Below are 26,018 nucleotides of genomic sequence, written 5' to 3'. Positions count from 1 at the left end.
TAGAAAATGAAATCAGATAAAACTCAAACTTCTCCCGAAAACAAAGGCAAAAAATCTTTCGTTATAAGGATAGATGAGTCTACTTACAAACTCCTTGAAAAATGGGCGAATGATGAATTCAGGAGTGTAAATGGGCAGATTGAGTATTTGCTTCATCAAAGTTTAATCAATTCGGGAAGAAAGAAAAAAGAATAACCTTAGTTAACCTTTACTTTACAACAGTCATTTAATTTGACTTAAAATGACAAAAAAAGCAGAGAAATTTTCTCTGCTTTCGTGTTCCATATATCAATTAAATTAATCAAAAATAGTGGTGAAATAATTGCTAATTATGCTCCAGAAATTTTTTCCAAGAAAATAAATTAAGGTAGAAGTAATAATTCCCTTCACGGTAAAGAAAATAATTCCGCCAATTCCAAACTTCTTTACCAAGCTTTTCCATTTAGAATTTTTCTTTACTTCTTCAGATTCCTTTACTACTTTATTATTTTCCATTTCTGAAATTCAAATATTTACTCTACAAAGATAAGCATGTTTATAATTAGTCCAAATAAAAAAATGAGTTAAAAAAAATTAAATTTTGAGGTTCGCATAATATTTTTATCTTTAGAGAAAACGAAAAGTAAAATTTTTATGTCTAAAAAAATAAAGGATTTCGGAATCGAAAAAACACTGAAAAACTTAGGAATTAAAGAGGAAAACAAAGGAACTTCGGTAGGTGGAAAATATTTCGCTTCAGGAAAAACGATAGAAAGTTTTTCACCAGTTGATGGTAATTTGATTGCTAAAATAAAGACTTCCGGAGAATCTGATTATGATAAGGTGATTGAAACGGCTGAAAAAGCGTTTAAAGAATTCAGGTTGATTCCGGCTCCTAAAAGAGGGGAAATCGTAAGACAGCTGGGTCAGAAATTAAGACAATATAAAGATGACTTAGGAAAACTGGTTTCTTATGAAATGGGTAAGTCTTTACAGGAAGGTTTAGGAGAAGTTCAGGAAATGATCGATATCTGTGATTTTGCAGTAGGAGTTTCAAGACAACTTCACGGATATACAATGCACTCGGAAAGACCGGGACACAGAATGTACGAACAATACCATCCACTTGGAATAGTAGGAATCATTACAGCTTTCAACTTTCCGGTAGCAGTTTGGTCTTGGAATACAGCTTTAGCATGGATCTGTGGTAACGTTACCATCTGGAAACCTTCAGAAAAAACACCACTTTGTGCCATTGCTTGTCAAAATATCATGAATGAAGTAATCAAGGAAAACAATCTTCCTGAAGGAATTTCGAGTGTATTGGTAGCAGATCATGAAATCGGACAAAAATTAGTTGACGATAAAAGAGTTTCTCTAGTTTCTTTCACAGGTTCTACAAGAGTAGGAAGAATGGTTTCTACAAATGTTGCTCAGAGATTCGGGAAATCTATCCTTGAATTGGGAGGAAACAATGCTATTATTATCTCTAAAGATGCAGATATCGATATGTCGATTATCGGAGCAGTTTTTGGAGCGGTTGGAACGGCTGGACAGAGATGTACTTCTACCAGAAGATTGATCATCCATGAAAGTGTTTATGATGAAGTAAAAAACAGATTGGTAAAAGCTTACGGACAATTAAAAATCGGAAATCCTTTGGACGAAACGAATCATGTTGGACCGCTTATCGATACAGATGCTGTAAATATGTATCAGGAAGCCATTAAAAAAGGCAAAAAAGAAGGGGCAAAATTCATCGTTGAAGGTGAAGTTTTAAAAGGAAAAGGATACGAATCAGGGTGCTACGTAAAACCTTGTATCGCAGAAGTGAAGAACTCTTACGAAATCGTTCAACACGAAACATTTGCACCGATTTTATACTTAATCAAGTACAAAACGTTGGATGAAGCGATTGCCATTCAAAATGATGTTCCTCAAGGATTATCATCGTCAATCATGACACAGAACTTAAGAGAAGCAGAATTATTCCTTTCTCACGCTGGTTCAGACTGCGGTATTGCCAACGTAAACATCGGAACATCTGGTGCAGAAATCGGGGGAGCTTTCGGTGGTGAAAAAGAAACAGGAGGCGGTAGAGAATCCGGTTCAGATGTTTGGAAATACTACATGAGAAGACAAACCAATACAATAAACTACACAGCGCAACTTCCTTTAGCACAGGGGATTAAATTTGATTTATAAAATTTATTATAAGGAAATAATTAAACAATTGAGAGGTTCAGAAATTACCAATCACTACTATCTAAATCTCTCAATTCCTTAATCACTCAATTTTAAAATAATATGGAATACACAACAATTGATATACAAGCAAATAAAGTAAAAGAAACCGTAGGAAGACACGTTTTGGCAGATGGTTTTGATTTCGTAATGGATATTGAAAAATCTCACGGATCTTGGCTTTATGACAAACTTACGAACAGAGAATATTTAGATATGTTTTCGATGTTCGCTTCGGCTTCTGTAGGCTACAATCATCCTTATATTGTAGAGAAATCAGCTTGGCTAGGAAAAATGGCTGTAAATAAGCCAACATTGGCAGATGTATACTCGGAAGAATATGCTCACTTTTTAGAAGTTTTTGAAAGGGTGGTGATTCCTGAAGAGTTGCAATATGCCTTCTTTATCGAAGGAGGAACTTTAGGAGTAGAGAACGCGATGAAAGCATGTTTCGACTGGAAAACCAGAAAAAACTTTGAAAAAGGTCTTGACATCGAAGCTGGAATCTGCATTCATTTCAGACAAGCATTTCATGGAAGAAGCGGTTATACACTGAGTCTGACCAATACTTCAGATCCTAGAAAATATCAATATTTCCCAATGTTCGATTGGCCTAGAATCTTGAATCCTAAACTAAGTTTCCCAATCACAGAAGAAAATCTTGAGGAAACAATTAAGAACGAAAGACTGGCTTTAATTCAGATTGAAGAAGCTATTTTAATGAATCCTAATAAAGTAGCTTGTATCATTATCGAGCCTATTCAGGCTGAAGGTGGTGACAATCATTTCAGAGATGAATTTTTACTAGGATTGAGAAAAATTTGTGATGAAAGCGAAATCTTACTGATCTTTGACGAAGTTCAGACAGGAATCGGAATTACCGGAAAAATGTGGGCTTTCCAACACTTCACAGCAAAACCGGATATCATTTCTTTTGGAAAGAAAGCACAGGTTTGCGGCGTTTTAGCCAATAAGGAAAAATTTGATGAGATTCCGAATAATGTGTTCAGAGAAAGCTCAAGAATCAATTCTACGTTTGGAGGAAACTTTATTGATATGCTTCGTTTTCAATTGGTAATGGAAATTATTGAAAAAGAAAATCTTGTAGAAAATGCAAGAATTGTTGGTGATTATTTATTAGAGGAATTAAAAAAACTTGCAGAAAAATATCCTGAAAAATTATCCAACGCAAGAGGTAGAGGATTGATGTGTGCTATTGATCTTCCTAGTCCGGAGCAAAGAAATGCATTAAGAGATGAATTATGGAATGATGGAATGATTATCCTTTCGTGTGGAGATCAGTCACTTAGATTCAGGCCTCATTTAAATGTAACCAAGGAAGAAATTCAACTTGCCATAGACAAAATCGAGAATAATATGAACAAAATTTAAAATCCGAATTTGGGATTTTGAAAAATTTGTCATATATTTAGATACTCAAACGGAATCGAATATGGAAAGAAGCACAAGAGTATCAGTTTTTGAAAGTGACAAACCAACAGAAATTCAGTTAATCAAATCTAAGTTAGACGACGCACAGATTACAAATGCGGTAGAAAATAACTATCTGACTTTTACCACAACGCCTACAGCCACTTCGCTAAAAGTGATGGTAGATTTGAATGATGAGAAGAAAGCATTTGATGTGATCGATGCTTATCTTCAACAAAATGGAAATTATTAAAAAACAATTTCATAATTTTAAATTTTACTACTTCGAACCGAAAATTAATACCAATTAGTTTTCGGTTTTTTAATTTTCTATTAAAACAATTAAAAGATTCTTAAATTATTTTACACAAATTAAACGTTTAGATCATTTTTAATTTCTAAATATTCCAATCTTTTAATTAAAAATATAAACAATGAATTCAGAAATTAAACTAAGAAAGGCAGAAATTGAAGACAGAGATATTATCTGGAACATTTTACAACAAGCTATTGAAAGAAGAAGACAAGACGGAAGCACACAATGGCAACAAGGCTATCCTAATCTAGATACCGTAGAAAGTGACATCGCGAAAAACTTCGGTTATGTAATGACAGTAGACGGAGAAATTGCTGTATACACCGCTCTAATTATGAATGATGAACCTGCCTACAGTACCATAGAAGGAGAATGGTTGAGCAACGGAGAATTCGTTGTGGTACACAGAGTAGCCGTAGATGAAAAATTTGCAGGTCAGGGAATGGTGAAAAAATTGTTTGACCACATTGAAGTATTCACCAGATCAAATGGAATTCAGAGTGTTAAAGTTGATACCAACTTTGACAATATTGCTATGTTAAAAATTCTTGAGGCGAAAGGCTATTCGTATTGCGGAGAAGTTTTTTTGGCCGGTGGAATGAGAAAGGCTTTTGAGAAGATTATAATTTAAGGCAAAAGTTAAATCCACTTTCATTGAATTTTTAAAAGACCCAGTATTGAGAATCTCTATTGGGTTTGTTCGTTTAGTTCTGAACTAATTTTTACATTTGTTCAAATTTATATACCATGCATAAGAGTATAGAAATTGATGAGAAAATTTTTCAGGATGCTGTAAAGTTCTATGGCACCATTTTCAACGTACCTCCATTAGCTTCCAAAATTTATGCCTATCTACTTTTCGATTACGAAAAGGTAGGAATTACTTTTGATGAGTTTGTGGAAGTTCTTTCTGCAAGCAAAAGCTCGGTATCTACAAGTATTTCTTTATTACTGAAAGCCCAGCTTATTGTAGATCATAATAAAATGGATGAACGAAAACGATATTTTTTCATCAATGATGAATATAAGAAGATAAGATTTGAAAAAATAGTTCAAAAGATGCAAGACGAATTAAAACTACTAGATGACTTAGATCAATTTAAAAAAAATCATGACGATGGGTACAACGAAAAAATGAAAGCTTACAAAGCTCTCTTAAACAAAAACATAATTAATATTCAGGAATCTCTTAATAAACTATAAAATGAACAGTAAACTAGTTATACTTTCTATTGCAGCGCTATCACTCACAGCCTGCAAAAAAGAAGCTCCGAAACAGGATGGTGCAAAACCATATCCTGTAGTGAATGTGGAGTTAAAAAATATAGTCGGCTATCAAACTTTCCCCGCTACCATTCAAGGTAGAGTAAATAATAACGTTCGTGCTAAAATACAGGGATATATTACCCAGGTGTTGGTAGATGAAGGACAGTACGTTACAAAAGGACAGGCTTTGTTCCGTCTTGAAACCAATATTTTAAGTGAAAATGCTGCTGCTTCAAAAGCAGGAATCGGTGCGGCAGAATCTACGATTGCAGCAGCTCAGGCTTCAGTAAATGCAGCTCAGGTGGAAGTGAACAAACTGAAACCATTGGTTCAGAAAAATATCATCAGTAATGTTCAGCTGCAAACTGCTCAGGCTAATTTAGCACAAGCTCAAGCTCAATTACAACAGGCAAATGCGGCGAAAAGACAAGCAGTTGCTAATTATAAAGGAGTAGAAGCCAATATCGAATATTCGGTGATTCGTGCGCCTATTTCTGGGGTTATCGGAAAATTACCTTTAAAAGTAGGAAGTTTGGTAGGTCCGACAGATCAGACCGCTTTGACTACCATTTCTGATACTTCTCAATTATACGCTTACTTTTCAATGAATGAAAAAGAATATTTTGATTTCCTTGAAAAATCTCCGGGAGCATCTTTACCAGAAAAGATCAAAAACCTTCCAATGGTAGAATTACAATTGGCCAACGGAAGCATTTATGGTGAAAAAGGTAGAATTGAAGCTATTACTGGGCAAATAGATGCTACAACAGGTACTATTCAGTTCAGAGTTGGTTTCTCAAACCCTCAAAAACTCTTGAGCAACGGAAATAGCGGAACTATCAGATTACCAAAAACATATGAAAACGTTTTAGTCATTCCGGAAAGTGCTACTTACGAACAACAAGGTATTGTTTACGTTTATAAAGTAGAAAAAGATACTGCTAAAAATGTTGTTGTAAATGTAATTGACAGAATTGACAATATGGCTCTGATCAAATCAGGACTTAATAAAGATGAAGCCATCATCGCTGCTGGTATCGGAGGTCTGAAACCGGGAACAGCAGTCATTAAAAAGCCTGTAAAAATGGATAGTCTTGTTCAATCAATAAAACCGAAATTCTAAAATGATTAAAAATTTTATAAACCGACCGGTTTTATCCACGGTAATCTCAATCTTGATTGTGATTCTCGGGGTATTGGGATTGATCTCGCTTCCGGTTACACAGTATCCTGATATTGCACCTCCTACAGTAAGTGTTTCTACAAATTACACCGGAGCCAATGCGGAAACTGTGATGAAAAGTGTTGTCGTACCTTTGGAAGAACAGATCAACGGGGTGGAAGGTATGGATTACATCACTTCTACAGCTGGAAACGATGGTTCTGCACAGATTCAGGTATTCTTTAAACAAGGAATAGATCCGGATATTGCTGCGGTAAACGTACAAAACCGTGTAGCCAGAGCAACTCCTTTATTGCCAAGTGAAGTTACACGTTCTGGGGTTGTTACCCAAAAACAACAGACCAGTGCCTTGATGTATATGTCTTTCTATTCTGAAAATAAAGATTTAGATGACGTATATCTTCAAAACTTCCTGAATATTAACGTTATTCCAAACTTAAAAAGAATTAACGGGGTAGGTGATGCCAACGTTTTCGGAGGTAAAAACTACTCAATGAGAATCTGGCTGGATCCCGCTAAAATGGCGGCTTACGGAGTAACACCAACCGATGTTACCAATGCGATCAATGAACAGAGTAGAGAAGCAGCAGCAGGTTCTATCGGACAAAACAGTGGTAGCTCTTTCGAATATATCATTAAATACGTTGGTAAGTTCAACGACAAAGAACAATACGATAATATTATCATTAAATCTCTTGCAGACGGGCAAAACCTTATGCTGAAAGATGTGGCTAAAGTAGAATTAGCAGGTCAGTCTTACACAGGAATCGGAGAGAACGGAAACAACCCGTCCATCAGTATGGGGATCTTCCAGACACCGGGTTCCAACGCTCAGGAGATCATTAAAAACATTAAAACTTATCTAAAATCAGCAGAGGGAAGTTTCCCTGAAGGGATTAAATATACGTTCAACTTCGATACCAATGAATTCTTGGATGCATCTATTGAAAAGGTAGTTCATACCTTAATTGAAGCTTTCATCCTGGTATTTATTGTGGTGTATATTTTCCTTCAGGATTTCAGATCTACTTTGATTCCGGCAATTGCAGTTCCAGTTTCTATTGTGGGAGCCTTTTTCTTCCTGAATTTATTTGGATATTCATTAAACTTATTGACGCTATTTGCTTTAGTATTGGCGATCGGTATCGTTGTGGATGACGCGATTGTCGTCGTCGAAGCCGTTCACGCCAAGATGGAGCACGGTATTTCTGATGCTAAAAAAGCAACGGTAGAAGCGATGGACGAAATTACAGGAGCTATCATTTCAATTACCTTGGTAATGGCAGCGGTATTCGTTCCGGTAACGTTTATTACAGGTCCTACTGGTGTATTCTATCAGCAATTTGGTATCACTCTGATTATTGCGATTATTATATCTGCAATTAATGCCTTGACTTTGAGTCCGGTTTTATGTTCATTATTCTTAAAACCACACGATGCACATCATGCAGAATATAAAAACATGAATTTCCTTCAAAAATTCTTCTATAAATTCAATATTGCTTTTAAAACAGCTACAGAACGTTACGGAAGAGGATTTGTATTCTTGTTGAGACATAAATGGGTTACGTTGATCATCTTTGCGGTAACTGGTGGTATCTTATATTGGGCAAGTACAACAATGAAGAAAGGTTTCGTACCTACAGAAGATAGAGGGATTATCTTTACCGATGTTCAGCTTCCTCCGGGAGCATCAATGGAAAGAACGTACAACGCTTTGAAAACACTTCAGGCAAAAGCTTTAAAAGTTCCAGGAGTACAAAACGTGACGATCTCTACAGGTAGAGGTTTCCTATCCGGAAACGGTAGTAACAACGGTCTTGCTTTCATTAAATTAAAACCATTTGACGAAAGGAAAAAAGACGGACAAACTTCCGAAGATATTACGAAAAAACTATTTGGAATTTCGGGAGCCGTTCCTGATGCTAAAGTGGTATTCTTCCAGCCGCCAAGTGTACCTGGTTTTGGTAACAGTGCCGGTTTCGAGATGGTATTATTGGATAAAGCAGGTGGAGAATATGCAGACTTAGATAACAAAATGAATGAATTCATCGGTAAACTGATGCAAAGACCGGAAATTGAATTTGCGCAGTCTTCATTCAATACAAAATATCCTCAGTATGAAATGCAGGTAAATGTACCATTAGCTAAACAAATGGGAGTTTCTGTAAGTGATATCTTAGCAACGATGCAGGGATACATCGGAGGTATTTATACCGCCGACTTTACAAAATACGGAAAACAGTTCAGAGTAATGGTTCAGGCTCTTCCTGATAACAGAAAAAGCATTGAAAACCTTAATGAATTGTATGTAAAAACAGGTTCTGGAGCAATGTCACCGATTTCTCAGTTTGTAACAATGGAAAAAGCATACGGACCACAATCTGTAAGCCGTTACAACCTATTTACTTCGGTAAAAATTACAGGGGCAAACTCTGCAGGATACAGTTCCGGAGATGCCATTACAGCTGTTCAGCAGGTAGCTAGTGAAACTTTGAACCAAAATTATGATGTAGAATTCACGGGATTAACGAGAGAGGAATTAAATTCAGGATCTCAGACTTTATTGATCTTCGGATTGAGTTTGGTTTTCGTATATTTCATCCTTTCCGCACAATATGAAAGTTATATCCTTCCGCTCATTGTAGTCATTTCTCTTCCTCTCGGGGTAATGGGAGCTTATTTTGGTCAGAAGATCATGGGATTGGAAAATAACATTTATTTCCAGATTGCACTGATCATGTTGGTCGGACTATTGGCGAAAAATGCGATTTTGATTGTCGAATTTGCCGTTCAGAGAAGACACCATGGAGAAACCATCGTTATGTCTGCTATCAATGCCGCAAAAGCAAGATTAAGACCGATCCTAATGACCTCATTTGCATTCATCTTCGGTTTATTACCATTGGTTTTAGCAAGCGGAATTGGTGCCGTAGGTAACCGATCTATTGCAACAGGTGCGGCAATAGGATTGTTGATAGGAACTATTCTTGGATTATTTGTAATCCCAGTATTGTATGTAATTTTTGAATACTTACAGGAGAAAATTAAGCCTATCAAAAAAGAAGAAATCAATTTAGCAGAATAATATTAAAGTTAAAGAAATTAGGAGCTAGGAATTTAAAACTGGCTTCTGATTTCTAAACTCTAACTTCTAATAATAAAAAATGAAGAGTTTATTAAACATCATAAAAGGAATTACTTTTTCAGTTGCAATTCTTGCTGCCGTATCATCTTGTATGGCAAGAAAAGAATATGAGCGTCCTCAAAATGTTGTAGACGAAAAGCTGTTCCGTACAGATATGCTTCCTTCCGACAGTACAAATATTGCCAACGTTTCATGGAAGGATATTTTTACAGATCCAATACTTCAGCAGCATATTACAAAAGCTTTAGAAAATAACCTGGATATAAGAATCGCATTACAGAGTATTACTTCTGCTGAGGCTTATTTAAAACAAAGCAAAGCAGCGTATATGCCGACTTTAACGGTTGGTCCCGGTTACACTTTCCAAACTCAGTCTTTGAATACACAAACCGGACAGTTATTTGGACAGAGACGTTATATCAATCAGCTAGATCTTACGGCAAGTGTTGGTTTTGAAGCCGATCTTTGGGGGAAATTAAAAGCTCAGGAAAAAGCTCAGATGGCCACCTACTTAGGAACTGTTGCCGCTCATAAAAGTGTAAAAAGTGACTTGGTTGCTTCTATCGCTTCTTCGTACTATCAGTTATTGACTTTTGATGATCAAAAAAGAATCATTACTGAAACGATTGCCGTTCGTGAGAAAAACTTGGAAACAACAAAAGCTTTAAAAGCTTCGGGAACATTAACTGAAGTTGCCGTTCAGCAAAGTGAAGCACTTGTTTTCAATGCGAAATCTTTATTGATTGATATCGATACACAGATTCAATTGCTAGAAAATACAATGAGCCTTTTAATGGGAGAGCCTTCTCATACCATTGAAAGATCTACATTGAAAAGCCAGCATGTTCCAATTGATTTAAAATTGGGATATCCTGCACAATTATTAGCAAACAGACCCGATGTCATGAGAGCTGAATATACGTTAATGAATGCTTTTGAATTGACCAATGCAGCAAAAGCTCAGTTTTATCCTACGCTTAAAATCACAGGAAATGCAGGATTACAGTCTATGGATATAGACCACTTATTCAGTGTAAATTCATTATTTGCAAGTGTAGTAGGAGGTTTAGCTCAGCCTATTTTAAATAAAAGAACGATTAAGACCAACTATGAAGTAAGTCTTGCTAATCAGGAAACAGCATATTTAAACTTCAGAAAAACAGTGCTAACAGCTGGAAAAGAAGTTTCGGATGCCATAAGAGTATTCTCCGTTCAGGATTCTTTTATTGAATTAAAGCAAAAAGAACTGGAATCTTATAAAAAATCTGTAGATTATTCTCAGGAATTAGTTAATTACGGAATGGCAAACTACCTTGAAGTATTGAATGCAAGCGTGAATTCATTAAACGCAGAACTTAATATTTCAAATGCACAATACAGTAAAATGAAAGCTTCCGTAGAGCTGTATCAGGCTCTTGGTGGCGGTTGGAAATAATTTCTAATAATAAATAGTAATAAAACGTGCGTTGATTAATTTCAGCACACGTTTTTTATATTATTTAGTCACAATTCGAGATAAGATTTCACATAATGAATTGATCATCAAAGCTTCATCAAATCAATGGATTGATTAAAACCTTTGCTCACTTGCATAGTATATTAGATAATAAAATCTTTGCGTTAAAAAATTGAAACCTTTGTCATTCTGAATGAAACATAGTGTAATGAAGAATCTCAGCTATCTTTGATGAAATGTTTTAATGATATCCCGCAGATTTCACAGATTGCGCAGATGTTGATGTTTGAGATAATATACAACCTCTTTAAATTAAATTTTAAACAACTGTATTATAGAATTTTAAATACAAAATTATATTTCTATTTGCATACATGTAGTTAACTACGTAGTTTTGTACATAAATAAAATATCATGCTAGAAATCAAAACAATAAACAATATCTATTCAGAATCAGTGATAGACTTAATTCTGAATATCCAGCAAAAAGAATTCAATGTTCCGATCACGATAGAAGACCAGCCGGATCTTAAGCAAATCGAAGAATTCTATTTCGCCAGTGGCGGCAGCTTTTGGGGCACTTTTATTAATGGTGAACTTGTTGGAACCATTGCCTTGGTAAAATTTGATGAAAACGCTGCCGCTATCCGAAAAATGTTTGTCAAAAAAGAATTCAGAGGAAAAGAGCATAATATTGCTCAGAAGCTATTGGAAATCCTGATTGCTTACTGCAATGAAAATGGAATAGAAGAAGTATATTTGGGAACCGTATCGATACTCAAAGCGGCGTTACGTTTTTACGAACGAAACCACTTTAAAATCATTGACAAGGAATTATTACCTGTAAAATTCCCTTTGATGAGCGCCGATAATGTATTTTGCTTTCTCCATCTAAAATCATAACCTATGAATGTCATTAACGAATCCGGAACTCTTGCTTTATCAACCCGATTGCAACGTCTCAGTGAACAGTTACGTAAAGATGGAGCTTTAGTCTATAAAGAATTCGGAATAGATTTCGAACCTAAATACTTTCCGGTCATCTTTACCCTGCATCACAAAAACACACTCAGTGTAGTAGAAATTGCTAATGAAATAGGGTATACCCATCCTTCCACCATCAGTCTTTTAAAAGAACTTGAAAAACAGCAAATGATTCAGTCTAAAAAAGATAAAACTGATGAAAGAAAACGCTTGATTGAATTGGCCCCTAAAGGAATTGAACTCATAGCACAGATGAAGCCGGTGTGGGAAATCATTTCAAAAGTTTTGGGCGAAATCTCAGATAATCAAAACCACTTACTGAAAGCAATTAATGAAGCAGAAGAAAAAATTGCGAATCAGTCGTTTTTGCAGAGAGTATTACAACTGAAGAATACAGAAAGCAAATAATGTGAAACTTATTTAAATAAAAAAGAGTTACAATTGATTGTAACTCTTTTCATTTGTGGAGAATACGGGGGTCGAACCCGTCACCTTTAGACTGCCAGTCTAACGCTCTAGCCAGATGAGCTAATTCCCCAATTCCGTTTTGGTGATTGCAAAAATAGAAATTATTTACCAACTTCAATTCGTTTAATTGATTTTTATATTAAAATAATAAAATACTTTTCTTTTAACGATCTGGTTTCTTTCAAAATCATCAAATAATTTCTCACAAAACTAATTTTATGAATTTGATTACAATATTAAATGAAATTAAATCTTTCTTTAATTACTGAAAAATAAACATTTCAAAAAGCCTAAGAAATTAAATTAAAATTATATATTTGCCAAATTCAAACTCAACAAGATTTATTTCATAAAACTTTTATTACACTATGAAGAAACTTTTTTTACTCTTATTAACAGCTTTTTTATTTATCGGATGTAGCTCAGATGATGACAGCATTTATGATTTTATCGGGACTTGGCATGGAACCTATGAAGGAAGTGATAAAGGAGTGTGGAATATTGTTGTAGCAACTGACGGAAAAGTTACCGGAACAATGCATTCTGATACCAATCAGGAAAATTATAACATTTCCGGAACCCTTAGTACTTCTGGAGATTTAAATGCTGTAGTAGGTCTTCCTTCAGACGGAGAGTTCAGAGGGAATCTTACAGTAGATAAAGTTGGAAACGGAAGTTGGGTAAATTCAGTTCCTACCCCTGGAAGATCAGGAACCTGGAAAGGAGAAAAAGACAAAAATTAAGATTTAAAAAAATAGAGATAAGATCCGGAAAAGTATATTTTCCGGATTTTTTTGTTTTCAATGAAAAAAAATAGGTTTTATGGGTTTAATTTAACAAATTCTAAATAATATATAATGCTCCAAATGTATATATTTGCAATACATCATTAAATAACGGAAGCGCATGAAATTGGGATTACTTGAAAATCATTTAAACATAAAGCAATTATCTGTTGTATTGATTGCATTCTCAATGATTATTTCCTGCGGAAGCTCAAAAAATGTTTCTGAAAAAAATAAATCTGTCGCAAGAACTGAAAACCTCAGAAAACTGGATTCAAAATTTGACGGTAAAGTACCCAAATCTATCAACGCTATTTTAAAAGACGCCGAAAAATATATAGGAACGCCCTACAAATTTGGAGGAAATACATCTTCCGGATTCGATTGCTCAGGATTTACCGTAAAAGTATTTGAAGAAAACGATTTCAAACTTCCCAGAAGATCTTCAGATCAGGCTTTAACAGGAAAAGAAATTGATATTGATGAAGTAAAACCCGGAGATCTTTTATTCTTTGCTACAGGAGGCGGAAGCAGAGTTTCCCATGTAGGAATTGTACACGATATAGGAAGTGACGGAGAAGTGAAATTTATCCATGCTTCTACCTCAAAAGGAGTGATCATTTCTTCCCTCAACGAAAAATATTGGAACAAAGCCTATCTTCATGCTCAAAGAGTCTTATAATTTATAGCTTACAAGTTTTATTTTTTCGATGATTACAATTTTTATAAAAGCCTAAAAAACTCGACAATCATCAATTTTTTGTCGCCGTTCCGGTTCAGAAGAAGGTGAACTTTTTTGTATATTTGGCGAAATAATTTTAAATAAGAAACATGTCGTTACAACAAACTATTGAAAATATCTGGGACAACAGAGATTTATTGCAGAATGAAGACAGCCAAAAGGCTATCAGAGAGGTTATTTCTTTGGTTGATAAAGGAGAACTTCGTACAGCTGAACCTACAGAAAACGGATGGCAGGTAAATGAATGGGTAAAGAAAGCTGTGGTAATGTATTTCCCGATCCAAAAGATGGAAACTATTGAAGTAGGTCCGTTTGAATTTCATGATAAAATGCCTTTGAAGAGAAATTATGCTGAAAAAGGAGTAAGAGTTGTACCGCATGCAGTTGCAAGAGAAGGAGCTTATATTGCTCCGGGAGTAATCATGATGCCTTCTTATGTAAATATCGGAGCTTACGTAGATTCAGGAACAATGGTTGATACTTGGGCTACTGTAGGAAGCTGCGCACAAATTGGTAAAAACGTTCACTTGAGTGGTGGTGTTGGTATCGGTGGTGTATTAGAACCGCTTCAGGCTGCTCCGGTAATCATTGAAGATGACTGTTTCATCGGTTCAAGATGTATCGTAGTAGAAGGAGTTCATGTAGAAAAAGAAGCTGTTTTAGGAGCAAACGTTGTATTAACAGCTTCAACTAAAATCATTGACGTTACAGGTCCGGAACCTATTGAAATTAAAGGGAGAGTTCCTGCACGTTCAGTAGTAATTCCTGGAAGTTATACAAAGCAATATCCGGCAGGAGAATATCAGGTTCCTTGTGCTTTGATCATCGGTCAGAGAAAAGAATCTACAGATAAAAAAACGTCTCTTAATGACGCATTGAGAGAAAACAATGTAGCAGTTTAAATTTAGACAAAACTATGGCCATTCCTAAACAGATCTTTCAGACCTTCAAAACGGATAAGCTTCCTTGGCTTACGAAGTTTCATATTAAAAGAATGCTTAAGAAAAATCCTGAATACCAATATCATTTTTATGATGATAAAAGGATTACCGAATTCTTTAAAGATGAATTCCCACCTGAATATCTGAAAGCCTACAACAGGTTGACCATAGGAGCAGCTAAAGCAGATTTTTTCAGATATGCTATTCTGTATAAAAAAGGAGGGGTATATCTGGATATCGACAGCGGAATCAATATTCCTTTAAGAAAGCTGATTCGCGAAGATGATACTGCGTTAGTAACGGATGAAGATCCGCCAACATATTATGTACAATGGGGTCTGGTGTATGAAGCCGGACACCCATTTCTACAAAGAACATTAGAAAATATACTGGATAACATTAAGAATAATCCGTATCCTCACAATGTTCATAAAACCACTGGTCCAACAGTTTATACAGACTCCATTAAAGAATGTCTTAAAGAAAATCCAAATATCCCGCACCGATTTTTGGGACCTCATTATGACAACAAAATGCAGTTTAAATATAAGCTTGGAAAATTCTTCCTGTATAAAGACAAATCCGAACACTGGAAAAAGAAACAGCTGACTCAAAACATCATAAGACCTGAGAATGAAGATAGCGTATGATGCAAAGCGTTTTTTCCATAACACCTCAGGATTAGGAAACTATTCCCGCGATCTGATTCGTATTTTGTCAAAATATTTTCCTGAAAACGAATATATTTTATTGCACAAAAACAAATCAGAAAGAGGAGCAGATATTCTGAAAAATTCTAATGTTCAGTTTGTTGAAACGTCCAAAGGGAATATGTCCCGCCAGTTTAAAATGGGAAAGGACGCACAGAAACAAAATGCTGATATTTTTCATGGATTATCTGGTGAATTACCTTTAAAATGGGATAATAAGCCGATCAAAAAAATCGTTACCATTCACGATTTGATTTTTGTCCGTTATCCTCAATATTACTCATTTTTTGACCGAAAAATTCATTTTTGGAAGTTTAAAAAAGCGGCAAATTCTGCCGATAAAATCATTGCGATTTCAGAACAGACAAAAAGAGATATTGTCCAGTTTTTGAAAGTTCCGGAATCAAAGATCGAAGTGATTTATCAAGGGTGCCACAAAGCTTTTAAAGAAGAACAGTCTCAGGAATTTATTCAGGCCACTAAAGAAAAATTCAGTCTGTCTGAAAGATTTATTTTAAATGTCGGAACCATAGAAGATCGTAAAAACCTTTTAAATATTGTAAAAGGAATAAACGGAACGAATATTCCATTGGTCGTAGTTGGGAAGAAGACAAAATATTTTCAAAAAATAGCAAGCTTTATTCAGAAAAACAAAATGGAAAAGCAAGTTCATTTTTTAGAAGGAGTTTCTATGGATGAATTGGCGATTATTTATAAATTAGCAGATGTTTTTGTTTATCCGAGTTTTTTTGAAGGCTTTGGAATCCCTGTCATAGAAGCACTTTTCTCAAAAACTGTGACTGTTACAAGCAATACAAGCTGCCTTCCTGAAGCGGGAGGTCCTGATTCCGTTTATATAGATCCGAACAACCATTTAGATATTCAGTCAAAAATAAAATTTTTGTGGGAGAACGAATCCGAAAGAAAACGCCGTACTGAAAAGGGTTTTGAGTTTGTTCAGAAATTTAATGACGAGCCTATTGCCAACGAACTGATGACGCTATACAGAAAAATTATTTCGTAAAATTCTTGGCAGTTTAAAAATAAGTCCTACATTTGTACCATAAAATTTCAATAATGAAACCGAATTTTTTAACAGTACATCATTATCACCATCATATCTGCTAGACGGAATTGATTGATATATATTATGTTAAAAATCAAAATAATTAAAAACCGTCTGAGTAAATAGACGGTTTTTTTGTTTCTAAATTTATCCCGGGAAATTTTTCAAATCAACCAGCTTTCATTTACTCAGACACAACAAAAGTGAAATGAGTAAATTAAAAATAGCGATACAAAAAAGCGGACGCCTTTACGAAGAATCTCTTCAGCTTCTCAAAGACTGCGGAATTTTCATCAACAACGGAAAAGACCAGCTCAAAGTTTCTGTAGACAATTTTCCGATGGAAATCATGTACTTACGAAATTCGGACATTCCTCAATATCTGGAAGATGGAGTCGTTGACATTGCCATTGTTGGTGAAAATCTTTTAGTTGAAAAACAAAAGAATATTGAGATTATTCAACCTCTTGGCTTCTCAAAATGCAGAGTTTCTCTAGCCATTCCAAAGGAAATTGAAACGGATGACATCAATTATTTCCAAGGGAAAAAAATTGCTACGTCTTATCCGAATACCCTTAACAACTTTCTTCAGAAAAATAATATTTCAGCGGATATTCACATCATTTCCGGCTCTGTAGAAATCGCCCCAAATATTGGTCTTGCTGATGGCATCTGTGATATTGTAAGCTCCGGAAGCACTTTATTCAAAAATGGGTTGAGAGAAACCATTACCCTGTTAAAATCTGAAGCTGTACTGGCAAAAACATCACAATTAAGCCCGGAAAAAGTGTCTATTTTAGAGAAATTCCTATTCAGAATCAAAGCGGTTTTAAAGGCAAAAAACTCAAAATATATTCTGATGAATGTTCCGAATAAAAAGATAGATCTTATTTCAAAAACACTTCCTGTTTTGAAGAGCCCTACGGTAATTCCTTTAGCAGAAAAAGGCTGGAGCAGCATTCATTCAGTCATTGATGAAGAACGTTTTTGGGAAGTCATAGACGAACTGAAAGACAACGGAGCACAAGATATTCTCATAATTCCAATCGATAAAATGGTGATTTAATATGAAAATTAATACATATCCTCAAAAAGAAAGCTGGTCGGAATTGGTAAAAAGACCCATTTTACAAAGAGAAAAGCTTACAGAATTAATTACAGAGATTTTTAGTGAAGTTGAAAAAAACGGAGATCAGGCTTTACTAGATTTTAATAAAAAATTTGATGGAGCTGAAATCCAAAATATAAAAGTTTCTGAAACAGAAATAGAAAGTGCAGAAAACCAGATCAGTAATGAATTAAAACAAGCCATTCAGCAGGCAAAAGACAATATTACAGCATTTCACGCTTCCCAAAACACTGAAAAAGAAAAAATTGAGACCACAAAAGGAGTCGTTTGCTGGAGAGAAAACAGAGCTATAGAAAAGGTCGGAATTTATATTCCGGGAGGAACAGCGCCTTTATTTTCTACGGTTCTCATGCTTGCCATTCCCGCTCAGTTAGCGGGTTGTAAAGAAATCATCTTATGTACACCTACCGATAAGAACGGAAATATTAATCCTGCTATTTTATATACTGCAAAAATTTGCGGAGTAACTCAACTCTTTAAAGTAGGTGGAGCACAGGCAATTGCAGCCATGACTTTAGGCACAGAAAATATCCCAAATGTCTTTAAAATTTTTGGACCCGGAAATCAATACGTGGTAGCAGCAAAAGAATTTGCTCAAAATTATAACGTAGCCATCGATATGCCTGCAGGACCGAGTGAAGTTTTGGTGATTGCAGATGAAAAAGCAATTCCCGAATTCTGTGCCGCAGATCTGCTTTCTCAGGCGGAACACGGAAGTGACAGTCAGGTAGTTTTTCTTGCAACGGATGAAGAGATTTTTAACCAAACGATTGAAGAAACAGAAAAGCAGCTTAAAGAGCTTCCCAGAAATGAATTAGCCGAAGAAGCCCTTAAGAACAGTCATTTCGTTTTATTAAATACACAGGAAGAAGCCTTTGAATTTAGCAATCTATATGCTCCAGAGCATTTGATTTTAGCTTTGGAAGACTTTGAAAAATATATTCCAAAAATTCAAAATGCAGGTTCTGTTTTCCTTGGAAATTATTCTTGTGAAAGTGCCGGAGATTACGCAAGTGGAACCAATCACACACTTCCAACCAACGGATTTTCAAAGAATTACAGCGGAGTTTCTTTAGATAGCTTTGTAAAGAAAATAACTTTTCAAAATCTGTCGAAAGAAGGACTTCAGAATTTAGGAAAAACAATAGAAATCATGGCAGAAGCAGAAGGACTGTTTGCCCACAAAAATGCCGTAAGTATCAGATTAAAACAAGAAAATGAAAGAATTTAATATCAATAGTTTAGTAAGAAAAAACATCTTAGAACTGCAACCTTATATAAGTTTCAGAGATACCAATGAATTTGAAAACCCGGTTTTACTGGATTCCAATGAAAGTCCGTTTGGAGAATTGAACCGTTATCCTGATTCAACACAGAAAGAACTAAAGCAAAAACTTTCTGAGATAAAAAATATTTCGGCCAGTCAAATTGCAGTCGGAAATGGAAGTGATGAATTAATTGATTTAATTATAAAGGTTTTCTGTGAGCCGAAAAAGGATTCAATTTTAATGATGAACCCTTCTTTTGCGATGTATGGATTTTATGCTTCCATTAATGAAAATAATGTTGTAAAACTAAACTTAAATGAAAATTTTGAAATCTATAAAGATGAATTTTTAAATATAATAAAGGAAAATCAATTAAAAATATTCTTTCTGTGCTCTCCAAACAATCCGACAGGAAATTGTATCGAAGATATTGAGTTTTATATTAAAAATTTCAATGGAATTGTTGTTGTTGATGAAGCTTATATAGAATTTTCCGGCAAAAAATCTTGTACTGAATTATTAGAAAAATATCCAAATCTGATTGTTCTTCAAACGTTTTCAAAAGCTTGGGGAATGGCAGGAACAAGAGTTGGAATTGCTTATTCTTCACAAGAAATCATTAAGCTGATCAATACGGTGAAAGCTCCTTACAACGTTAATTCATTAAGTTTAAATAAAATAATTGAAATAATTAATAAACAAGAAGTTGTAAATTCAAATATAGAAAATACTTTAAATGAAATTTCCTGGCTTAAAAATGAATTTCAGTCTGTAAAATGTATTAAAAAAATATATCCTACAAATGCCAATTTCTTTTTAATTGAATTTGAAAACGTAGAAAAAGTGTATGATAAATTATTAAAAAATGAAATCCTGACCAGTAAAAGGAGTCCACAAATTCCGAACTGTATCAGAATTAATGTTGGAAATCGAAAAGAAAACACGCAATTAATCCAGGTTTTAAAAAGTATATAAAGATGAAAAAAGTATTGTTTATAGACCGTGACGGAACTTTGATTCTAGAACCACCCACAGATTTTCAGGTTGACTCTTTAGAAAAACTGGAATTCTATCCCGGCGTTTTTCAAAATCTTTCAAAAATTGCAAAGGAACTCGACTTTGAATTGGTCATGGTAACCAATCAGGATGGATTGGGAACAGAGAGTTTTCCTTACGAAGATTTTAAAAAGCCTCATGAAAAGATGCTAAAAGCGTTAAAAAATGAAGGAATTATTTTCAATGATATTCTGATCGATAAAAGCTTTGAAAGTGAAAATTTACCTACAAGAAAGCCGGGAATCGGAATGTTAGGAAAATACATCTACGGAGACTATGATCTTGAAAATTCTTTTGTGATCGGAGATCGGTTAACAGATATTCAGTTGGCAAAAAATTTAAATTCCAAAGCTATTTTCATTAATACTATTCAGAATGAAAATGCAAAATTAACGACTGAAAGCTGGAGTGAAATCTACCAATATTTAAAGCAAATTCCCCGAAAATCTAAAGTATCAAGAAAAACCAATGAAACCGATATTGAAATCGAAGTAAATCTTGATGGAAGCGGAAATTCTGAAATCTCAACGGGTTTACATTTTTTTGATCACATGTTGGAACAGATTTCAAAACATGGCAATCTGGACCTGAAAATTAACGTAAATGGAGATTTACAGGTTGATGAACACCACACGATTGAAGATACGGGAATCGTTTTAGGAGAAGCTATTTTAAAAGCGTTAGGAAAGAAAAAAGGGATTGAAAGATATGGTTTTCTTCTTCCGATGGACGATTGTTTAGCACAAGTCGCTCTTGATTTCGGAGGACGCTCATGGTTGGTTTGGGATGCAGATTTCAAACGTGAAAAGATCGGAGATGTTCCGACTGAAATGTTTGAACATTTCTTCAAATCTTTCACAGATTCTGCTAAATGCAATCTGAATATTAAAGTGGAAGGAGAAAATGAGCACCACAAGATTGAATCTATTTTTAAAGCCTTCGCAAAAGCAATAAAAATGGCGGTTAATCAATCTGATCAGAATTTCAATTTACCCTCAACAAAAGGAAGTTTATAACATGATAGCGATTATAAAATACAACGGTGGAAACGTTAATTCTGTACAGAATGCCTTGAACAGATTAGGAGCAGAATCAATTATTACAGATGATTTTGAGCTCATTAAAAAGGCAGATAAAGTGATTTTCCCGGGAGTTGGAAAAGCGTCTTCTACCATGAACAATTTAAAAGAAAAAGGGTTAGATCAATTAATTCCTACGTTAAAACAGCCTGTTTTGGGAATCTGTCTGGGAATGCAGCTGATGTGCAAAAACAATGAAGAAGGAAACACTATCGGAATGGGAATTTTTGATATTAATGTAAAGAAATTCCCTGCGATAGATATTGTTCCACATATGGGATGGAATACGATTTCAGATTTCAAATCATCTGTTTTTTCTGGAATTGAAGAGGAAAGTGATATGTATTTTGTTCACAGCTATTATTGTGAACTCTCTGAGCATACAACGTCGATTTGTAATTATATTCTGCCTTTCAGCGCATCTTTACAAAAAGATAATTTCTACGCCACGCAGTTTCACCCTGAAAAATCAGGCAGAATTGGAAGTCAAATTTTGAATAACTTTTTAAAACTTTAACCATGCGAATTATCCCTGCAATCGATATTATCGACGGAAAATGTGTCCGTTTGTCAAAAGGAGATTACGGAACAAAAAAAATATACAATGAAAATCCGGTAGAAGTTGCCAAAGAATTTGAAAGTTTTGGGATTAAGTTTCTGCATTTGGTTGATTTGGATGGTGCAAAATCCAAACATCTTGTCAATCAAAAAGTACTGGAAAATATTGCGCGAGAAACCACTTTAGAGATTGATTTTGGTGGAGGATTAAAGACGTTAGAAGATATCGAAATTGCTTTTAATGCAGGAGCGAAACAAATTACGATCGGAAGCATTGCTGTCCAAAATCCGGAGTTTTGTTTTGATTTAATCAAAAAATACGGTTCAGGAAAAATTATTCTGGGAGCCGATTGTGAAAATAGAAAAATCAAAACTTCAGGCTGGCTGGAAGAAAGCAATCAGGATGTCATTGATTTTATTCTTCGGTATCAGCAAAAAGGAGTGAACAATGTAATCTGCACCGATATTTCAAAAGATGGGATGTTGGAAGGAGCTTCAACGGATTTATATAAAGAAATATTAAGTCAAACCTCCATTCGGTTGGTGGCAAGTGGCGGAATTTCGGGAATTGAAGATGTTTACGAGATGAAAAAAATCGGGTGCTCCGGAACAATTATCGGAAAAGCGATTTATGAAGGAAGAATTGAATTGAAAGAACTACAAAAATTGATTGAAAATGCTTAAAAAGAGAATCATTCCCTGTCTGGATATCAAAGACGGAACAACGGTAAAAGGAATCAATTTTGAAGGGTTGAGAAACGCCGGAAATCCCATTGAGCTAGCAAAAAAATATGAAAACGATGGAGCAGATGAACTGGTTTTTCTGGATATCACTGCTACCATTGAAGAACGAAAAACTTTTGTCGAATTGGTGAAAGAAATTGCAAAAGAATTAAGTATTCCTTTCACTGTCGGTGGTGGAATTTCAACAATTGAAGATGTGAGAAAATTACTGGAAGCCGGAGCCGATAAAATCAGTATCAATTCTTCTGCAGTTAAAAATCCACATTTAATTTCGGATTTATCCAACGAATTTGGAAGTCAATGTATCGTTGTCGCTATTGACACAAAATTTGTTGAGGGTTCGGATTGGGTTCATGTGAAAGGAGGAAGGGAAATTACAGGTTTAAAAACGTTGGATTGGGCAAAAAAAGCGGAAGAATTGGGAGTGGGAGAAATTCTTTTAACTTCAATGGACGGAGACGGAACCAAAAACGGTTTTGATTTGAGAATTACAAAATTGATTTCCGAAAGTATAAACATTCCGATCATTGCTTCCGGTGGTGCAGGAAAAATTGAAGATTTTGAAACCGTTTTTAATGAAACAAAAGCGACAGGAGGTTTAGCAGCAAGTATCTTCCATTTTGGAGAGGTAAAAATCCAGGATTTAAAAAGTGAATTAAAATCTAAAAAAATTGCAATACGATGAACAGAAATTTTAATAAAAGCGAAGGATTGGTTCCTGTTATTATTCAGGATGACAGAACATTACAGGTTCTTATGTTGGGTTATATGAATGAAGAGGCATTTAAAAAGACAAAAAACGAAGGGATTGTCACATTTTTCAGTCGTTCAAAAAACAGACTCTGGACTAAAGGGGAAGAATCAGGCAATTTTTTAACGGTAAAAAGCATGGAAATTGATTGTGATAATGATACGATTTTAATTAAAGCTGTTCCTAAAAATATAGTTTGTCACACCGGAAGTTTCAGTTGCTTTGGAAATAAAGATTCCAAAGGTTTCCTTTATGAATTAGAAGAAAAAATTAGCCACAGAATTGATGAAAAAGTGGAAGGTTCTTACACGTATTCATTATTTCAGAGAGGAATCAATAAAGTCGCTCAAAAAGTAGGAGAGGAAGCTGTAGAATTGGTCATTGAAGCAAAGGATAACAATGATGACTTGTTTAAAAATGAAGCGGCTGATTTACTGTATCATTATTTAATTTTACTGAAAGCTAAAAATATGAAACTGGAAGATATTGAAGAGATTTTGATCAATCGTAATAAATAAAACGTATTTTTATATTTCATTAAAACTAAAAACCATGTCAGAAAACGAAAAGAAAAGAAATTCTCAACCTATTAAAGATGAGGATAATGAACAAGAAAATATTTCCGAAAAAAGCGGAGGTCATGGAGGAAAAATAAAACCTAATGAATCTGCAAAAGGCGGAACCAGAGGAGGATAAAATATAAAAAGAGCCAATTTTAATAATTGGCCCTTTACTTTTTCGTTGAGTTCAATATTATTTGATGAGAAACTTTCTCACAGCAGTTTTACCGTCGGATTTAATAATCCCTAAATAAGCCCCTTTTTTCAGCGTAGAAACATTAACTATTATTTCATTTTCTGTTGTAAATAAAGATCTTCCGGATAGATCTGTAATCTCAAAATGGAAATTTTTAATATCGTGAGGAAGTTCAATATTTAAAATATCTTTTGCAGGATTAGGGTAGATCTTTACCGCATCTATTTTATCAATTGATATATCAGAAGTTGACAACGTAGAACTTGCTATTGCAAAATGCTGAAGTGCACCTACTGAAGCTTTTCCTACCTTAAAAACATAAGTAGGGTCTACATTGGCAAAAGTATCATTTACTGTATGTTCATTATAACTTCTTGTTGTTTCATAAAAACCAGTGATGATATCTCCTTTATTTTCAAAAGGCATATAATCTGAAGCATATGCATTTGACATATTCGTCAGAAGCGGCGAGTATAATGTTGTGCAAGCAGCCAATTGTTGTGTAAAAGACAGAGAAGCAGCATCATTTCCAGACTGACCACTCTGATCGCTTTCACAATTAATTGTAGTATTTGCATTTCCGATTTTTCCACCTACCTGATCAATATTAAAGACCACACGTAAATTCAATTGACGCACACTGTTTTGGAATACTACATTATTCACATAGTGAGTACTGCCTACCAAACCTTGTTCTTCCCCTGAGAAATGAATAAATTTAATAGAATATTCTGTAGGAACATCTTTCAGAATTCTTGCAGCTTCCAAAATGATTGAAGTACCACTTCCGTTATCACTTACTCCCGGTCCTGTTATCGTATCATAATGACCACAGATAATCACATAAGTATTCGGATATAAAGTTCCTGTTTTGGTAATAATCAGGTTTTTTGAGGTAGAACTTCCATACGTAAAAGAATCTTCCGTCATTTGGCTTGCATCATAACCATAAGACTGATATTTTGCCTTTAGCCAATCCAATGCATTGTTATTTGCTGTAGAACCAGTAGTTTTTACTCCCAAATTACCAAACTCCTGCAAAAGAGTAGTAACATTCGTCTGAGAAACCTGATCGGCTCTCGTTTGATAAGCCTGAATAAAACTTTGTGCCTTACTGCAAAATCCGACAACTGATAAAAATAGGAGAGTACTGATCTTTTTCACTGGAAATCCTTGATTTTAAACTTTAATAAAGAACAAATGTAGATAATAAAAAAATCCCGAGCAAAAAACCCGGGATTTATATTGATAACAAAAATTTTACATTATTTTACTTGATCTACAACTGCTTTGAAAGCTTCAGGGTGATTCATTGCTAAATCTGCTAAAACTTTTCTGTTAAGCTCAATGTTGTTCTTTTTAAGAGCTCCCATAAATTGAGAGTAAGACATTCCGTGTACTCTAGCTCCCGCGTTGATACGAGTGATCCAAAGTGCTCTGAAGTTTCTTTTCTTCTCTTTTCTACCACGGTAAGCATATTGCATTGCTTTTTCTACCGCGTTTTTAGCTACAGTCCAAACGTTCTTTCTTCTACCGAAAAAACCTTTAGCTTGCTTAAAAATTTTCTTTCTGCGTGCTCTTGAAGCTACGGCATTTACTGATCTTGGCATAATTTAAATTGTTTTTTTGAAATGTGCGGCAAACTGTTTCATTGCACTTAGCTGCTCCATTTCAGGGTTAAATTGTTGAATTTGTTTTGAATTCTTATAAACCGAATATAGATTTATAAAAACTACTTGATTGCTAATTGACGTTGAACGCTTTTCTCATCCACTTTAGCTACGTAAGAAGTAGTAGTAAGATTTCTCTTCTGCTTAGTTTCTTTCTTAGTTAAGATGTGGCTTTTGTAAGCATTTTTTCTTTTGATCTTACCTGTTCCAGTAAGAGCAAAACGCTTTTTAGCACCTGATTTCGTTTTTAATTTTGGCATTGTTTTGCTTTTTATTGTTTTGTTATCA

General features: G+C 34.7%; 29 protein-coding genes and 1 tRNA gene. 25 read left to right on the top strand and 5 right to left on the bottom strand.

Going from position 1 to position 26,018, the window contains the following annotated elements; all coding sequences use genetic code 11:
* Positions 1–6: 6 nt before the first annotated feature.
* Positions 7–195 carry a hypothetical protein gene (locus tag RM51_RS10130; protein ID WP_039368535.1) on the top strand — a complete coding sequence of 63 codons (189 nt, stop codon included), beginning with the start codon at positions 7–9 and terminating at the stop codon, positions 193–195.
* A gap of 102 nt (positions 196–297) precedes the next feature.
* On the opposite strand, the gene RM51_RS10125 is transcribed toward RM51_RS10130, so the two are convergent.
* Complete coding sequence (locus tag RM51_RS10125) at positions 298–495, bottom strand: hypothetical protein (RefSeq protein ID WP_039368532.1); 198 nt, start codon at positions 493–495, stop codon at positions 298–300.
* 138 nt (positions 496–633) lie between these two features.
* On the opposite strand from RM51_RS10125, the gene amaB reads away from it, so the two are divergent.
* The 10 genes from amaB to RM51_RS10075 all read left to right on the top strand — a co-directional run bounded on the left by amaB (position 634) and on the right by RM51_RS10075 (position 12,415).
* Positions 634–2,184, top strand: a complete 1,551-nt coding sequence (gene amaB / locus RM51_RS10120; protein WP_039368530.1) for an L-piperidine-6-carboxylate dehydrogenase — start codon at positions 634–636, stop codon at positions 2,182–2,184.
* 102 nt (positions 2,185–2,286) lie between these two features.
* Complete coding sequence (gene lat / locus RM51_RS10115; protein WP_039368528.1) at positions 2,287–3,615, top strand: L-lysine 6-transaminase; 1,329 nt, start codon at positions 2,287–2,289, stop codon at positions 3,613–3,615.
* 61 nt (positions 3,616–3,676) lie between these two features.
* The gene (locus RM51_RS10110; protein WP_039368525.1) at positions 3,677–3,907 is read left to right on the top strand and encodes a DUF2007 domain-containing protein; all 231 of its coding nucleotides are present in this window, start codon (positions 3,677–3,679) and stop codon (positions 3,905–3,907) included.
* 181 nt (positions 3,908–4,088) lie between these two features.
* On the top strand, positions 4,089–4,601 hold the full coding sequence (locus RM51_RS10105) for a GNAT family N-acetyltransferase (RefSeq protein ID WP_039368522.1): 513 nt from the start codon (positions 4,089–4,091) through the stop codon (positions 4,599–4,601).
* A gap of 116 nt (positions 4,602–4,717) precedes the next feature.
* Positions 4,718–5,173: a hypothetical protein gene (locus tag RM51_RS10100; protein WP_039368520.1), complete on the top strand. Its 456-nt coding sequence runs from the start codon at positions 4,718–4,720 to the stop codon at positions 5,171–5,173.
* Position 5,174: 1 nt separating this feature from the next.
* Positions 5,175–6,359 carry an efflux RND transporter periplasmic adaptor subunit gene (locus RM51_RS10095; RefSeq protein WP_039368518.1) on the top strand — a complete coding sequence of 395 codons (1,185 nt, stop codon included), beginning with the start codon at positions 5,175–5,177 and terminating at the stop codon, positions 6,357–6,359.
* A gap of 1 nt (position 6,360) precedes the next feature.
* Positions 6,361–9,507 carry an efflux RND transporter permease subunit gene (locus RM51_RS10090; protein WP_039368515.1) on the top strand — a complete coding sequence of 1,049 codons (3,147 nt, stop codon included), beginning with the start codon at positions 6,361–6,363 and terminating at the stop codon, positions 9,505–9,507.
* A 79-nt stretch (positions 9,508–9,586) separates the two neighbouring features.
* On the top strand, positions 9,587–11,002 hold the full coding sequence (locus RM51_RS10085) for an efflux transporter outer membrane subunit (protein WP_039368512.1): 1,416 nt from the start codon (positions 9,587–9,589) through the stop codon (positions 11,000–11,002).
* 435 nt (positions 11,003–11,437) lie between these two features.
* Positions 11,438–11,926, top strand: coding sequence for a GNAT family N-acetyltransferase (locus tag RM51_RS10080; protein ID WP_039368510.1), 489 nt, complete (start codon positions 11,438–11,440; stop codon positions 11,924–11,926).
* Positions 11,927–11,929: 3 nt separating this feature from the next.
* A complete protein-coding gene (locus RM51_RS10075) occupies positions 11,930–12,415 on the top strand; it encodes a MarR family winged helix-turn-helix transcriptional regulator (protein WP_039368508.1) in 486 nt (161 codons plus the stop codon).
* Between the two features lie 56 nt (positions 12,416–12,471).
* Here RM51_RS10075 and RM51_RS10070 read toward each other — a convergent pair.
* Positions 12,472–12,545, bottom strand: a tRNA-Ala gene (locus RM51_RS10070).
* 298 nt (positions 12,546–12,843) lie between these two features.
* Here RM51_RS10070 and RM51_RS10065 point away from each other — a divergent pair.
* From RM51_RS10065 to RM51_RS19485, 14 genes are all read left to right on the top strand, one after another.
* On the top strand, positions 12,844–13,218 hold the full coding sequence (locus tag RM51_RS10065; RefSeq protein ID WP_039368506.1) for a hypothetical protein: 375 nt from the start codon (positions 12,844–12,846) through the stop codon (positions 13,216–13,218).
* A gap of 163 nt (positions 13,219–13,381) precedes the next feature.
* Positions 13,382–13,942, top strand: coding sequence for a C40 family peptidase (locus RM51_RS10060; protein WP_052248460.1), 561 nt, complete (start codon positions 13,382–13,384; stop codon positions 13,940–13,942).
* Between the two features lie 149 nt (positions 13,943–14,091).
* Positions 14,092–14,904 (top strand): 2,3,4,5-tetrahydropyridine-2,6-dicarboxylate N-succinyltransferase, encoded by an 813-nt coding sequence (locus RM51_RS10055; protein ID WP_039368504.1) that lies wholly within the window; start codon positions 14,092–14,094, stop codon positions 14,902–14,904.
* 14 nt (positions 14,905–14,918) lie between these two features.
* A complete protein-coding gene (locus RM51_RS10050) occupies positions 14,919–15,593 on the top strand; it encodes a glycosyltransferase family 32 protein (RefSeq protein ID WP_039368501.1) in 675 nt (224 codons plus the stop codon).
* On the top strand, positions 15,577–16,677 hold the full coding sequence (locus RM51_RS10045; protein ID WP_039368498.1) for a glycosyltransferase family 4 protein: 1,101 nt from the start codon (positions 15,577–15,579) through the stop codon (positions 16,675–16,677). The genes RM51_RS10050 and RM51_RS10045 overlap by 17 nt, the downstream gene beginning before the upstream one ends.
* Positions 16,678–16,927: 250 nt before the next feature.
* Complete coding sequence (hisG, locus tag RM51_RS10040) at positions 16,928–17,785, top strand: ATP phosphoribosyltransferase (protein WP_039368495.1); 858 nt, start codon at positions 16,928–16,930, stop codon at positions 17,783–17,785.
* A gap of 1 nt (position 17,786) precedes the next feature.
* A complete protein-coding gene (hisD, locus tag RM51_RS10035; RefSeq protein WP_039368493.1) occupies positions 17,787–19,079 on the top strand; it encodes a histidinol dehydrogenase in 1,293 nt (430 codons plus the stop codon).
* Complete coding sequence (gene hisC, locus RM51_RS10030) at positions 19,066–20,091, top strand: histidinol-phosphate transaminase (RefSeq protein ID WP_039368490.1); 1,026 nt, start codon at positions 19,066–19,068, stop codon at positions 20,089–20,091. Before hisD ends, hisC begins: the two co-directional genes overlap by 14 nt.
* 2 nt (positions 20,092–20,093) lie before the next feature.
* A complete protein-coding gene (gene hisB, locus RM51_RS10025; RefSeq protein WP_039368487.1) occupies positions 20,094–21,188 on the top strand; it encodes a bifunctional histidinol-phosphatase/imidazoleglycerol-phosphate dehydratase HisB in 1,095 nt (364 codons plus the stop codon).
* A gap of 1 nt (position 21,189) precedes the next feature.
* On the top strand, positions 21,190–21,768 hold the full coding sequence (hisH, locus tag RM51_RS10020; RefSeq protein WP_039368484.1) for an imidazole glycerol phosphate synthase subunit HisH: 579 nt from the start codon (positions 21,190–21,192) through the stop codon (positions 21,766–21,768).
* A gap of 2 nt (positions 21,769–21,770) precedes the next feature.
* Positions 21,771–22,493 carry a 1-(5-phosphoribosyl)-5-[(5-phosphoribosylamino)methylideneamino]imidazole-4-carboxamide isomerase gene (hisA, locus tag RM51_RS10015; protein ID WP_039368481.1) on the top strand — a complete coding sequence of 241 codons (723 nt, stop codon included), beginning with the start codon at positions 21,771–21,773 and terminating at the stop codon, positions 22,491–22,493.
* Positions 22,486–23,238: an imidazole glycerol phosphate synthase subunit HisF gene (gene hisF, locus RM51_RS10010; RefSeq protein WP_039368480.1), complete on the top strand. Its 753-nt coding sequence runs from the start codon at positions 22,486–22,488 to the stop codon at positions 23,236–23,238. The genes hisA and hisF overlap by 8 nt, the downstream gene beginning before the upstream one ends.
* The gene (gene hisIE, locus RM51_RS10005) at positions 23,235–23,822 is read left to right on the top strand and encodes a bifunctional phosphoribosyl-AMP cyclohydrolase/phosphoribosyl-ATP diphosphatase HisIE (RefSeq protein WP_039368478.1); all 588 of its coding nucleotides are present in this window, start codon (positions 23,235–23,237) and stop codon (positions 23,820–23,822) included. Before hisF ends, hisIE begins: the two co-directional genes overlap by 4 nt.
* Before the next feature lie 34 nt (positions 23,823–23,856).
* Positions 23,857–24,000, top strand: coding sequence for a hypothetical protein (locus RM51_RS19485; protein WP_165584997.1), 144 nt, complete (start codon positions 23,857–23,859; stop codon positions 23,998–24,000).
* 57 nt (positions 24,001–24,057) lie between these two features.
* Here RM51_RS19485 and RM51_RS10000 read toward each other — a convergent pair whose 3' ends face one another.
* The 3 genes from RM51_RS10000 to rpmI form a co-directional block, all read right to left on the bottom strand.
* A complete protein-coding gene (locus RM51_RS10000) occupies positions 24,058–25,224 on the bottom strand; it encodes a M28 family peptidase (RefSeq protein WP_039368476.1) in 1,167 nt (388 codons plus the stop codon).
* A gap of 101 nt (positions 25,225–25,325) precedes the next feature.
* A complete protein-coding gene (gene rplT / locus RM51_RS09995; RefSeq protein WP_039368473.1) occupies positions 25,326–25,670 on the bottom strand; it encodes a 50S ribosomal protein L20 in 345 nt (114 codons plus the stop codon).
* 122 nt (positions 25,671–25,792) lie between these two features.
* On the bottom strand, positions 25,793–25,990 hold the full coding sequence (gene rpmI / locus RM51_RS09990) for a 50S ribosomal protein L35 (RefSeq protein ID WP_034676300.1): 198 nt from the start codon (positions 25,988–25,990) through the stop codon (positions 25,793–25,795).
* Positions 25,991–26,018: the final 28 nt, after the last annotated feature.

The organism is Chryseobacterium taiwanense, from assembly GCF_000813825.1.
GTDB lineage: Bacteria > Bacteroidota > Bacteroidia > Flavobacteriales > Weeksellaceae > Chryseobacterium > Chryseobacterium taiwanense.
The sequence above is the reverse complement of the archived record's forward strand: the minus strand, read 5'-3'. Positions and strand labels throughout refer to the sequence as shown.

Coding starts and splice junctions, on each gene's coding strand:
- hisA (WP_039368481.1), top strand. CDS start 21,771: ATGCGAATTATCCCTGCAATCGATATTATCGACGGAAAATGTGTCCGT.
- RM51_RS10100 (WP_039368520.1), top strand. CDS start 4,718: ATGCATAAGAGTATAGAAATTGATGAGAAAATTTTTCAGGATGCTGTA.
- RM51_RS10060 (WP_052248460.1), top strand. CDS start 13,382: ATGAAATTGGGATTACTTGAAAATCATTTAAACATAAAGCAATTATCT.
- RM51_RS10085 (WP_039368512.1), top strand. CDS start 9,587: ATGAAGAGTTTATTAAACATCATAAAAGGAATTACTTTTTCAGTTGCA.
- hisB (WP_039368487.1), top strand. CDS start 20,094: ATGAAAAAAGTATTGTTTATAGACCGTGACGGAACTTTGATTCTAGAA.
- hisIE (WP_039368478.1), top strand. CDS start 23,235: ATGAACAGAAATTTTAATAAAAGCGAAGGATTGGTTCCTGTTATTATT.
- rpmI (WP_034676300.1), bottom strand. CDS start 25,990: ATGCCAAAATTAAAAACGAAATCAGGTGCTAAAAAGCGTTTTGCTCTT.
- RM51_RS10055 (WP_039368504.1), top strand. CDS start 14,092: ATGTCGTTACAACAAACTATTGAAAATATCTGGGACAACAGAGATTTA.
- lat (WP_039368528.1), top strand. CDS start 2,287: ATGGAATACACAACAATTGATATACAAGCAAATAAAGTAAAAGAAACC.
- hisG (WP_039368495.1), top strand. CDS start 16,928: ATGAGTAAATTAAAAATAGCGATACAAAAAAGCGGACGCCTTTACGAA.
- RM51_RS19485 (WP_165584997.1), top strand. CDS start 23,857: ATGTCAGAAAACGAAAAGAAAAGAAATTCTCAACCTATTAAAGATGAG.
- RM51_RS10095 (WP_039368518.1), top strand. CDS start 5,175: ATGAACAGTAAACTAGTTATACTTTCTATTGCAGCGCTATCACTCACA.
- RM51_RS10105 (WP_039368522.1), top strand. CDS start 4,089: ATGAATTCAGAAATTAAACTAAGAAAGGCAGAAATTGAAGACAGAGAT.
- hisD (WP_039368493.1), top strand. CDS start 17,787: ATGAAAATTAATACATATCCTCAAAAAGAAAGCTGGTCGGAATTGGTA.
- RM51_RS10080 (WP_039368510.1), top strand. CDS start 11,438: ATGCTAGAAATCAAAACAATAAACAATATCTATTCAGAATCAGTGATA.
- RM51_RS10090 (WP_039368515.1), top strand. CDS start 6,361: ATGATTAAAAATTTTATAAACCGACCGGTTTTATCCACGGTAATCTCA.
- RM51_RS10125 (WP_039368532.1), bottom strand. CDS start 495: ATGGAAAATAATAAAGTAGTAAAGGAATCTGAAGAAGTAAAGAAAAAT.
- hisF (WP_039368480.1), top strand. CDS start 22,486: ATGCTTAAAAAGAGAATCATTCCCTGTCTGGATATCAAAGACGGAACA.
- hisC (WP_039368490.1), top strand. CDS start 19,066: ATGAAAGAATTTAATATCAATAGTTTAGTAAGAAAAAACATCTTAGAA.
- RM51_RS10050 (WP_039368501.1), top strand. CDS start 14,919: ATGGCCATTCCTAAACAGATCTTTCAGACCTTCAAAACGGATAAGCTT.
- RM51_RS10130 (WP_039368535.1), top strand. CDS start 7: ATGAAATCAGATAAAACTCAAACTTCTCCCGAAAACAAAGGCAAAAAA.
- RM51_RS10110 (WP_039368525.1), top strand. CDS start 3,677: ATGGAAAGAAGCACAAGAGTATCAGTTTTTGAAAGTGACAAACCAACA.
- RM51_RS10045 (WP_039368498.1), top strand. CDS start 15,577: ATGAAGATAGCGTATGATGCAAAGCGTTTTTTCCATAACACCTCAGGA.
- RM51_RS10075 (WP_039368508.1), top strand. CDS start 11,930: ATGAATGTCATTAACGAATCCGGAACTCTTGCTTTATCAACCCGATTG.
- rplT (WP_039368473.1), bottom strand. CDS start 25,670: ATGCCAAGATCAGTAAATGCCGTAGCTTCAAGAGCACGCAGAAAGAAA.
- RM51_RS10065 (WP_039368506.1), top strand. CDS start 12,844: ATGAAGAAACTTTTTTTACTCTTATTAACAGCTTTTTTATTTATCGGA.
- amaB (WP_039368530.1), top strand. CDS start 634: ATGTCTAAAAAAATAAAGGATTTCGGAATCGAAAAAACACTGAAAAAC.
- hisH (WP_039368484.1), top strand. CDS start 21,190: ATGATAGCGATTATAAAATACAACGGTGGAAACGTTAATTCTGTACAG.